At 51.5% G+C, this 11,345-nt stretch carries 7 protein-coding genes and 1 tRNA gene; 1 reads left to right on the forward strand and 7 read right to left on the reverse strand.

Going from position 1 to position 11,345, the window contains the following annotated elements:
* Positions 1 to 16: 16 nt before the first annotated feature.
* From AC3RLQ_RS28900 to AC3RLQ_RS28930, 7 genes are all read right to left on the reverse strand, one after another.
* A complete protein-coding gene (locus tag AC3RLQ_RS28900; protein WP_493038781.1) occupies positions 17 to 4,969 on the reverse strand; it encodes a DEAD/DEAH box helicase in 4,953 nt (1,650 codons plus the stop codon).
* 127 nt (positions 4,970 to 5,096) lie between these two features.
* Positions 5,097 to 5,570, reverse strand: coding sequence for a hypothetical protein (locus AC3RLQ_RS28905; protein WP_493032170.1), 474 nt, complete (start codon positions 5,568 to 5,570; stop codon positions 5,097 to 5,099).
* Entirely contained in the window at positions 5,557 to 5,832 is a 276-nt protein-coding gene (locus AC3RLQ_RS28910; RefSeq protein ID WP_493032172.1) for a hypothetical protein, read from the reverse strand. Before AC3RLQ_RS28910 ends, AC3RLQ_RS28905 begins: the two co-directional genes overlap by 14 nt.
* A 126-nt stretch (positions 5,833 to 5,958) precedes the next feature.
* The gene (locus AC3RLQ_RS28915; protein WP_493032174.1) at positions 5,959 to 6,960 is read right to left on the reverse strand and encodes a hypothetical protein; all 1,002 of its coding nucleotides are present in this window, start codon (positions 6,958 to 6,960) and stop codon (positions 5,959 to 5,961) included.
* 5 nt (positions 6,961 to 6,965) lie between these two features.
* Positions 6,966 to 9,491 carry a hypothetical protein gene (locus tag AC3RLQ_RS28920; protein WP_493032176.1) on the reverse strand — a complete coding sequence of 842 codons (2,526 nt, stop codon included), beginning with the start codon at positions 9,489 to 9,491 and terminating at the stop codon, positions 6,966 to 6,968.
* Entirely contained in the window at positions 9,488 to 9,589 is a 102-nt protein-coding gene (locus tag AC3RLQ_RS28925) for a restriction endonuclease subunit S (RefSeq protein ID WP_493032178.1), read from the reverse strand. The genes AC3RLQ_RS28920 and AC3RLQ_RS28925 overlap by 4 nt, the downstream gene beginning before the upstream one ends.
* A gap of 106 nt (positions 9,590 to 9,695) precedes the next feature.
* Positions 9,696 to 10,169, reverse strand: a complete 474-nt coding sequence (locus tag AC3RLQ_RS28930) for a hypothetical protein (protein ID WP_493032180.1) — start codon at positions 10,167 to 10,169, stop codon at positions 9,696 to 9,698.
* A 719-nt stretch (positions 10,170 to 10,888) separates the two neighbouring features.
* On the opposite strand from AC3RLQ_RS28930, the gene AC3RLQ_RS28935 reads away from it, so the two are divergent.
* Positions 10,889 to 10,960, forward strand: a tRNA-Arg gene (locus AC3RLQ_RS28935).
* The last annotated feature ends 385 nt before the right edge of the window (positions 10,961 to 11,345 follow it).

Here is an 11,345-nt window from a genome sequence, read left to right on the forward strand (position 1 = left end):
GTTTTATGTCGCTTCTTTAATTCGCAATGTCCAACTTCGGCAATCCATTGACGATCTTTATCGTTTCCAGGCTGACGGTGATGACGCGGAGAAACAGTTCCAGCGGATATTTGGGATTGTTCATTGTCTCGGTGGCCCAGAGATTGGCGTCGTTGGTTATGCCGCTGTCCTTATCGGTTGTGACGGATTGGCGTTCCATGACCCATTCGAGTGCAGGCTTGCCATTGACGATGTAGTCGTAGGCTTCCAGAGGGATGTTCTGGATCGTGATGCGATCATTGTAGTGGACGATAGTTTTGTCCTTGGTTTTGCCACTGCCGCCGAATTTCATCTTTGTCACACGGTAGTCGCTTCCGGTGAGAGATTTGAGGGTGGTTTTTCCAGTATCGAGCTTCGCGCCTGCATACGTTGGCACTGTCTCATAATTCAGGTGCCAGTGGGCTAGATCGCGTCCAGCTTTGGAAAAGGATTTGAAGTCAGCAAAAGTCCTTACGGCGGGAATGCGTGGGAGTTCCTTGCCCAGGTTGTCTGCGTAGCGGTTTCGGTAGTCGGGGGTATGCAGCAGGCCGTAGATGTAGTAGAACAGGTCTTCCTTGGTGATTGTTCTGCCTTCACCCTTGGCGGAATAGGCCGCCTGGAAATGCGCCAGGCCTGCGTCGCTGATGCCGTCGCGATGGGTGTAGCTGTTGGCAGACTTTTCGTCTGTCTTGGGCTTTGCAAACAGGCTGTCTTCCGAGTCCTCCCCGTTGTCGGCTGCTCTCTCGTAGAGGTAGAGGGGGAAGCATTGACCACCGTGCAATACATGAAGATCTGGGATCACCTGGCTAATGAATGCCGAAAAAGGGCGGTTTTCTCCAGGACCCGGCAATACGATCACGGTATTGGTAAATCCTTCTGTGGGGAACAATTTTGGGAGCTGATAGAGCCTGAGGTTCACTGAGGCGTCAAAGTAGTAGTGACGTTTGCAAAATGGCCGATAAAGCGCAGTTCTAAGAGCGGACTGTTTAAAAGTGATGGCTTTCCCTTTAGCACAAGCAACCTGTAATTCACCATCCCAACTGATTTGGGTTGAATCAGTAGTCCAGAATTTTGCGACCGCACTCGTCTCGGGTACGCCATTTGACTCGACGAATAGTTTATATCGCTTTAATTCGCTATTATACGTTTCAATGAGTCTTGTGACGTTTGCTTCCAGCAATGGCCTAGAAAAGTTGTAAAGCCAAAAATCCTTTGAAGTCATCACTCCTCGTGAATAACCGTCGAATAGCGAGATTGTCTTTTTGTCCTTTTTGTCACCCATGCTAATGAACTGATCAAATGAGGAGTCACGCTGTTTGATCCAATCGTGATGCTGATCAGGCGTTACTTCTTGCCAAGCGTTTGCTGCGGCAATTCCTCCGATGCTTGCGAAGCCGCTAACAATTTGGAGTTTCTGCTCAGTTGTCAGATAATCACCAATGTCATGGAAGCGTATCTGCCCATTGTGATTGGCTGAGGGGTTTTTCACAAGCAGAGTGATAGCGATAGGTGATCGGCTACCACTGCCAAAAATCTTTCCACCTTCTCTCCGCGAATGCTCGCCTTGCGTTCGTTGATTGCCACGCAAGTGAAAAACATATATGCTGCTGAATTCCTCTGACAAGCACTTGCGCAGTCCATCCGCAGTAGTCGCTTCAACGAAGCCCGCGTTTGTTACGAACCCAATGATTCCGCTCTTGCCAATCCTATCACTAGCCCAACGAATGGCGCGAATGTAGGAATCATAGAGTGCACGTTGAAGGGTAGCTGTTGAATTTGCGACGTATGTTTCTCGGATTCGATTGTCGAGTTCGGGATATGCTACGTTGACGTTATTATCGTTGGCGCTGTCTTGGCCTACTGAATACGGCGGGTTACCCATGATGACACGCACTTCGAGCTTCTGCAGGCGCTTACGGCGGTCGGAGTTGTTCGCGAGTAGGCCGCTGATCAAATCCTCTTCACCGAGGCGGAAGGTGTCAGTCAGACAGATGCCTTCAAAGGGTTCGTATTTTTTGCCGACGAGACTGTGATAGACGGCTTCGATATTTATGGCGGCAATGTAGTAGGCGAGCAGCACAATCTCGTTGGCGTGGATCTCGTGCCGGTATTTGTGCGGAAGTTCCTCAGGCTTGATGAGGCCGCTTTGCAGCAGGCGTGTGATGAAGGTGCCCGTGCCAGTGAAAGGGTCGATGATGTGGACGCCCTTGCTGCCAAGGGTCTGACCGAATTCGCTTTGCAGAAGGTCGTTAATGCTGTGGATAATGAAGTCCACAACCTCCACAGGGGTATAAACGATGCCGAGGCGTTCGGTCATCTTTGGGAAGGCATTGCGGAAGAACTTGTCGTAAAGTTCGACAACGATTTTCTGCTTCCCCTCGGCGTTATCAATGCCTTCAGCCCGCATGGCGACACTGGCATAGAATTTCTCCAACGTGTCAGCCTCCTTATCTAGGCGATGCTCATGGAGGACATCGAGCACCTGCTGCATCGCCTGTGAAACGGGATTATTACTGGCAAAGGAGTAGTCTTTAAAAAGGGCATCAAAAACGGGTTTGGTGATGAGGTGCTGAGCCAGCATCTCAATGACTTCGGGGTCTGTGATGCTGTCGTTGAGGTCGTCGCGAAGTTCGTTTGCAAATGAGGTAAAGGCCTCCACCTCCTTTTTGTTTTTCGGGTCGCTGACAATAGCCGTGATGCGAGAGATATGGGTCTGAGCGATTTTGGCGATGTCATTGGCCCAATCCTCCCAATGGCTTCGATTACCGCACTTTTTGACCACCTTGGCATACAGGGCTCGTTCCAACTCGCCTACTTGGAATTGGAGTTCGGTCTGAGTAGGAACAGGTGGGCTGTCGCCGGGGGTACCGATGCTGTCACCGCCTTTGGCCTTTGATTTGCCATCCGTCTTTGGCTTGTCGCTCTTCTTTTGAATCTTGTCGGTGATGGCGATGACTTCCATCTTACGCTGATCCTTACCAATGAGGTCGAGCTTGTTGATGAAGGCATCAAAGCGGTCGTCGTGCGAGCGAAGTGCCTGCAGGACATCCCAGACAACTTTATAGACCTTGTTGTCTGCAAGGGCCTCATGAGGCTCCATTCCAGAGGGAATGACAACCGGGAGGATCACATAACCGAGTTTTTTCCCAGGTGCGATGCGCATCACCCGGCCCACTGATTGAACGACATCGACCTGGGAATTGCGAGGTGTGAGAAAGAGCACGGCATCAAGCGCAGGAACGTCCACTCCCTCACTCAAGCAACGGACATTGCTAAGAATGCGGCATGTATCAGCAGGAGGCTCGGCTTTCAGCCATGTGAGCTTGGCTTCCTTTTCAGCAGCATTCATGCTTCCATCGACATGCTCAGCCTCGCATTTCAGTGGGAGGTCACTGTCTTCCTGCTCCTGATAGGCGTCCACAACGGACTGGAACATAGCGGCGATCTGTTTGGAGCTGACTTTGTGATTGCCACTGCCAGTCTGTCGTTCAATGACCTGGCAGAAGGCCACGGCACGGCGCATGGGGTGGGAGTCGTAGCTGAGGTCTTCATGAAGGCCTTGTTTGCTGAGGGCTTTCCAACAACCAATAATACGGGCAGCATCATCCACCTTGAGCTGATTGTTGTCGTCCTTTAGGAGGCTCTGGAGGCGGGAGCTGATGTGATCCTCGCTAATGGTGAGAACGAGAACCTTGTAATCGGTGAGAAGTTTGAGCTGAACAGCCTCAGAGAAGGTGATGACGTGGAGCTGCTTCCCGTAAAGGGATTCGTCGTCCATGGATGCGATGGCGACGTTGTCTTTCTCTGCCACGGCCTTGGCACTGTCCGCGTAAATGCGCGGGGTGGCGGTCATGTAGAGACGTTTTTTAGCCCGGATAAACTCGTTGTCGTGAATACGAACGAAGTTGCTCTCATCCTCGCTCTCAAATGTTGCACCAGTGGTGCGATGAGCCTCGTCACATATGACAAGGGTAATTTCCGGCAGCCCATAGAGGTGCTGGGCACGGCTGATGACATCGAGGGAATGATACGTCGAAAAGATGACGCTCATGTGGTTGTCATCGTGACGCTTATTCACCTCGACTGCCAGGCGCTTGGAATCTGTGGTGGCTGGATAGCGAAGTTCATGGGCAAAGGTCTCGACAATGTCTTCGTCCTTGGCTCGTTTTTTTCCAACCTCGGCATCTGAGCAGACGGCAAAGCTGTGCAGCGGCGTAGCACTCTCCTGCGTCCATTCGGTGAGTGACTGGGAGAGGAGATTTAAGCTGGGGACAAGGAAGAGGACGATCTGGTTCTTTCCGGCGATGTCTTCGGCAATCTTTAGGCTGGTGAAGGTCTTGCCGGTGCCGCAGGCCATGATGAGCTTGCCTCGGTCGGCGGACTTGAAGCCGAGTGTGACGTTGAGCTTTGCACTTTCCTGATGCTTTCGGAGTTCCTTCTTGGCTTTCAGAGCCGGAGGCTTGCTGGGCTGGTATTTGGCCCATTCAATCTGCGAGTTTTCAAGATCGTGTAGGTCGATCTTTGTGACAGGCGGCTGCTGGTGGAGCAGGGCGGCCTCGGCATGTTCACTCCAGTCGTCAGTGGTGGTAACGATGATGCGCTGGGTGAAAGGTGCCCGTCCTGAAGCTGTAAAGAAGCTGTCGATGTCCCTTCGCATGACCCTGTGGAACTCGTCGTAGCACTTGCACTGGATGGCATGAAATTCCTCTGTGCCGCGTGTCTTTGCAACGAGGTCAATGCCGGTGTCCTGCCCGGATATGTCAAACTGAGGGGTGCCGATGGCCTTGGCCCAGTCAGCGAACAGCCAGACGTCTGAATAGAGGTCGGCGTAGCTGGCCTCAAAGCGGAAATAGGTGCGGATGAGTTCCTCGAAATAGGTGCCTTTTTCCCGCTCCGTCTGAGAGGTGGCGCGGAATTGGGCGAGGATCGTTTGCAGGGGGCTGCTTGGCATGGGCTTCTTGCTAGCAGATTCCACAGGCACGGAAAGAGCAAAATGTGGGATCCGACCCATTGCCGAAGAACGAATTGAGGGCTTCAGGTGCCAGGTGAAGGTCTGAGCGGTCAAATCACTGATTCTCTCAGCCAACCACGAATTGGCGGTTTTTGGACTTTTTATACTGAATCTTGAGGTCGTTCCCATCCCAAATCGCTGCACAAGACTCCAGCCGATAATTGTCCCCCTGGTTCCAGCTCATGCCGATAAAATCCTCAATCAGATCCTCCACAAAAACGTGTTCACCGATCTGGATGTCTGGTGGGATGAGGTAGGCCGCGAATGGTTCAGGAAAGGAGTGCGGGTAATAGCGGGTCCAGTCAATGACCTTCTCCCACTCCGTATCAAGAAGGCTTCCACGAAAGTCGCCAATGACACGAATCTCCCCAGTGAACCGATTCTGCCACACACAGAATTTGCTACGAATCTTGGCCGATGCTTTCACAACCCTCAGCAGTGGACGAAAACCAGCCAAAGCCGCTTTATTGATGGCATCTTCGGTTCGTGCAGTCTTGATCACCCGAAGTTTTTCAGGCGTTTTGTGGTCATTTGCTTTCATGGCGGAACGTCAGGGTGAGATTGGGCTGAGACAGGTCCACTTTCAGGCAGGCGTGTGGATTTTCCTGCATGAGGGTCAACAGGTATTCCTCAGAGTGGTGCGCCGTATCAGTGACAACATGCTGGCAGATTTCACAGGACCGAGCTGCAGGATCATCTGTCGGTCTCAATTTGCTCCAGTCCAATCGGAACGGGCATTGCAGCCGTTTGATCTGCAGGCCACCATCCGTAAACAATTGCTGGGTGTTGGGGTTGAATTTCATGGACGCCGACAAGCTGTTTTGAACGACGATCTGTGGCTGACCCAAACACGGATCAATCAGCGCATCACCGACTTTGAAATACAGGTGAACCGTCTTGCCGAAATTTTCGCTAATACAGTCGATGCACTAGGTTTCACTTTTTTGCGTACTTTGACCTTTCTTGGCCATTTTCCGTTTGCGATAAACAAGTCGAAACAACAGAGCCGCGTAAATAGCGCTTGGAACGTATCTGGCCGTGTGAACAGCGGCGCTCCTATGAAATTGAGTGGATATTGGAAAATTAAACGCAGCTGTTTCCAACAGTCCTTTGGTGCCGAAATCCCAGCTGCGTGGCATATGCAAAAAATCCGTTACCATTTTAGGATACTCATAAAATGGGAGCACTATACCCTGAATTAAACTGTTAATAACAGCCGGGATTATATCGTCACTAAAGCTGTCTTCGTGGTCCCGAGTTCTCGCCATGACTTCTTCTAAGAACGCTTTGCTGGGAACAAGCCCGGCAGGTGTTCCAATGCCGTACTTTAAGCCTGAGGGCGATACATATGTAAATAGCTCTTCGGCTTGACTATCAAGCAGGATGAATTGTTCCAACGCCTTTTTCAGCAAAAGCGGCGCGGCCTCTCGTTTTTCCATCGGGCATTCAAGCACAAAATTATAGGCCGTGTTGTTGTGAATGGTTACCAACTGGCAGCAGAACCATTTAACGAACTGATTTCCCAGAGGAGTGACTAATTCGCATTCAGTCTGAATTGCGGGCTGTGTGTTTAGGCTCGCAATCGTCGATCTTAAAAAGCTGGAAGCGGGAAACTTCGGCTTGATACCAGCGTCAAACAAGAACCTGGGGTTGGATCGATGCTTTTCTGTTAGCGAATTGGCATCATCTTGAGTTTCCTCCCACGTATCCAGAACCAAAGAGCAGCTCTTTTCATTTCGGAGGTTGAACGCATACCGTGCGCCAGTAAGTGGCTTCACCAGAAGCCATCCTTCTGGCAGCAACCACATAAAATTCAAGCTTTTGTCATGAATAAATAACCCATCCGAGCTTTTTGCCTTTGGAAGGGGTGACAGGAGCGAAAGAAGCCATGCAGCAAAGATGACCGTCAATCCAATTAGGAATCGTCGCATGGTCATCAAGAGCACGAGTAATGGTCGTTGGCATGCACAAAATTCAGGCTCCTGACTGCACGCCCATCCAAGCCCTCCGACGATAAAACACGGCAAATGGGGAAGAAGCTGCTTGATGGGATGGGCGTAATGGTGAGCATGCTGAAATAGCGCCATTCTCCAGGTCGATATTGATGCGTTCTTTGCCTCCATCGAGCAACGTGATCATCCAGAATGCCACCCTTGCCCGATTGTATAGCCCAACTCCCCGAACCGTCGGCGTTTTTAACGATGGATTCGTTGAGGCTGATGGGTTTTTGAGTGGGGGTTTTGCCTCCCATGATTTGTAATGCCACCAAAACGGCACCAACTAGACCAGTTATCCAAAGTCCCTTCCGCCACGTCTTGACGCCGAGTCCAATAATCCCGCACCCTAGAGTCAGGATAAAACAGCCTTCCAACCCATAGCCATTCGGATGATCCAATAGCCAGCGCCACGGCACTACAGAACGAATTATCAGCTCACAAACTCCAATCACGAGAACCGCGATCAAGATACTCGCAAATTTAGCGGTTCGAGCCTCACGCTTCGCGGCATCCGCCACTTCCTTTGCGAGGCCTTCTGCCTGGCTCTTCGCTTTCTCTTTTTCCTGATGTTCCGCGATGACTCGCTTCGCCGCTTCTTCTGCTATTTGAACCTGGGTCGCGTTCTCCGCCTGAAGACTCTGAATTGCCTCTTCCTTTGCGCGAAGGTCTTGATCTTTCTGTTCAAGACTCTGCTCGCGGGCACGAAGTTGTTCCGCAGCAGTATCAAGTTCACGTTGCTTGGCTTCACGCCTCGCCTTCTCGGATTCGAGCTGCGCCGCCAATGCCGCACGTTCCTCAACGAGTTGGGCATTCTCAGCGGCTACTGCAGACTCGATTGTCCCAGCGAACTCCGCATCGGTTCGTTTGCTTTGCAGTTCTGCAATCAGCAGGTCATTTGCGAGCATTTTTGTAGCTGTCTCTTCAGCAATGTCGCTGTAGCTGGCTAGAATGCTTGCCATTCGGGCGGCGGCTCGTTGGGCGCCACCTCTTCCAAGACTAAACTCTGGCAGAGCGAACGTTTCAGCAAACGCCTTATCGAAATCATCATTGTCCGCAACAAACGGACGGAGAATTTGCCAGAGCAGACTTGGAAGCACCGTTGAGTGGTGGCGGTCGTCTTTTCGACTGTGTTCGAAATCGAAGCGGAACAGGTGATAGTCGCAAGTGACTAGGAGTGAACCTGCATCCAGTGTCGTTTTCGCTTTGGTTCTCAGGGATTGAACCGTCTCCAGCACCGTCATGTCATGCTGCACCGCATCAACTGGCTTCTCTCGGTTAACGCTCGCGAGGTAATCGTTGTATTCTGCCTCAAGGTTGGCGCGTGCCGAGAGGCGAGCTTGAGATGAGTCGGTATTGTAAACGTCGATTCCTTTGTCCTTCAGTAATATCTGCCAGTGCTGCAAAGGTGCCAAGAAATCGTCAACTGAAACAGGCTGCTCGGCGTTCTTCGAATGATAGCGGAGTTCCACCCCGGACAATGCACCGCTTGCCACAACCGCACGGCTAATCTTCTGTGGCCACTTCTGCTTGTTCAATTCCTTTCCAAAATAGTAGAGCGTATTCGACATCTCGCGAACAGTTGCCTCATGATACCTGAGCCGGAATGGCAGCTTGAATCGTTGAATCGCCTCCAGTAGTTCGCTCGACACGTCCACTTGCGAGTTGACGTGAAGATTCAAAATGCCAAACAGAAAGTTCGTATCCAAGAACAGTGTCAGATTGTTCAGCTTACCCCGAAGCTTCTCGGAAACCTCTGGAGCAACAGCGAGCGAGAAGTAATTGAATGCTGCGTCGGCAAGACTTGCCACGTATTCTGCGCGCTTTCGGTCTAGCGCAACCGTGAGAAAGAAACTTGATACCGCTTGCCGCGCAGTCGCCCGTTCTTTATCGGCAAAGGTCATTCCGATGATTCTATCGAGGACGGCTGACAGACCTCCTATACTTTCGTTCGCTATCTCCACCTCGGGATTGAGCAACTCGACCGCTTGGATACCATGGCGACGGAATGCCTGCTGCAAATACGCCAACAGAGTTGCCCAGAGTTTTTTTCCTTCCAAGGTCGGAGCAATCTCCAGAACCTGAGCCAGCCATGTTTCTCGCACATCTTTCTCAAGCGACTTCGCAGCTTCTATCCGAGTGGTCAGTTCGACCATAACCGCCGGGGCAAGCGAAAGGTGGCCATTTCCCACGCCGTTGAGCTTCCCCGCTTTCGTGAGACGCGCGAGAGCCATTGAAACATCTTTTAGGTTCGTTTGAATTCCAAACAGCGCCAACACTGCCTCCGAAACCTGCTCAGACGTGGATAGTGGATCGGAAGGAAGAACGACAAAACACTGGAGAATCAGCTCGTCCAAAACCTGTGAGGTTGCTCGTGTCTTGGCAATCGCAACGAAACTCGCCATCTGCTTGAAAGCGCGGGAGAACTTTGGTGCCGGGTGTGGCGCTGGAGAATTGTCGTTGCTCATAATTGAGGATCGTAGTTGGAAACGCTCAACTCACCGCTCAGCAGCTTCGGCAGCAGCGTGTCGCACTGGGCGGCGAAGGTGCGGGCTTCGGTTTTCAAAAAAAGTGGATAAAGCCCAAGTCGCTGGCCTCCAAGCCTATGGTGGCGGATGATTGCGAGGTGCCGGAGCCGGGCTTGCTGGTTGTTTTGCTGGCCATGTGGTGATTTACCTATTCAAGCCGAGTATGAATCCGATGGCAAGGAGTTGTGCGCTGCAAAGTGAGGGGAGGCACTGAAGGCTGAACACGGCAAACGGGAATGATTGTGCCTTTGAAGGGCAGGTGAAGATTTCCAGCCCAATGACGTCCAAGCCATCCGTGAAGCTGATTCTGGTCCTCCTGTTTCCCATCCTCGCCTTTGCTGATCCTGCCTCCACTCTCGCTGGTAAAAATGCCACGCTGAGAGACGAGAAAGGCAGATCCTCGATAATCACCAGCACATCAGGCACCAACACCACGTTCAGAGATGCACAGGGAAGGATGACGGGAACAGCCTCACAATCGAACACCGACAAAACGACCTTCCGGGATGCACAGGGAAGAACGACCGGCACATCCAGCACCAACGGAACAACTACCACAAGCCGAGATTCCCAAGGACGAATCAGTCCCACGGCATCAACATCATCCTCTGGAGTCACCACCTACCGCGATTCATCTGGAAAAATGACCGGCACCAGCACAGTCAGAGGCACCACCATCACCTTCAGAGATTCATCGGGAGGGCTGACAGGAACTGCGACCGTGAAGAAGTGATCACGGCTCCAATGGCCTCCTGCAGCCTTGGCCAGTGGGTTTTGACCTGCTCCTTGATGCCGGTGCCTTCTCTTCAAAACAGGGAAGGCTCTCAACACAGGCCGATCAAACCTCCGTCATCAGCGGTCGGTCCATGAGCCGTATCGCTGCGGACAATTGATGGGCAGGGGCTGAACGAAGAGGGAAGGGGGCGGTAAACGGAAAGAGCCGGTGTGGCTTGCTGAGCATGTTCAAGACACCTGGAGAGAGGATGCCTCTATATAGAGGTGGCCTGACCTTGGATTTCGGATTGCCCTGGGAAAAGTTAATTGGGGTGTCATTGGCACCATTATTGGTTCATCAAGGGGTGATTGGGTGATTCAGCTCTGCAGCGGGCGAATCGACGGCCGACACCAGTGCCATGGTTTTAAAAGAATGCCGAGCAAGGCGAAACAACTGTTGATGGGGTGTTGCAAAGTGAGGGCAATGATGCAGAAATGTGGTGGAAGACAGTGGTGAACATCGCCGAATTTCCTCGATCTATCCTTGCCTCAGGTGCAACTTTTGGTGCAACTTTTGCAAGTTCCGAGGAGTGAATGTGTTGTAAGTCATTGATCTGCAACGAGTCTCCGTAGTTCAATGGATAGAACGAGGGTTTCCTAAACTCTAAATACAGGTTCGATTCCTGTCGGGGATACGCGGTTCAGGAATGAGGGGGTGGAGGTTGGGGTGAGCGGTTGATTTACCGTAAATACTGGCATTTCCATGGGCTTTTTGAGAAATGGTCTCGCTCGGTTCTCATTTATTAGGAATTACGACCATCCTTTGAGAGGGCATTGTGAATAACTTAAAATGCTGAATTTCAGCGGATTAAGTTTTTTTTGCGAAAGGATAAAAATAGCTTGGCTGGTAAGGGTTCATTGTGTTTTGATACAAAGAATACCTTTAGATGCCTCCAACCACACCCTGCGCAGAAATAAAGAATGCAGCAGCCGCACCTCTTTCGAAGAGAATGCGTGCAGCTGCGTCGCTGTATTTGTGACCGCAGACTGAGGTTGTTTTTACCTTTTTCCTTATCCCTT

This window comes from Prosthecobacter sp. GW821-HT29F12 (assembly GCF_058803405.1).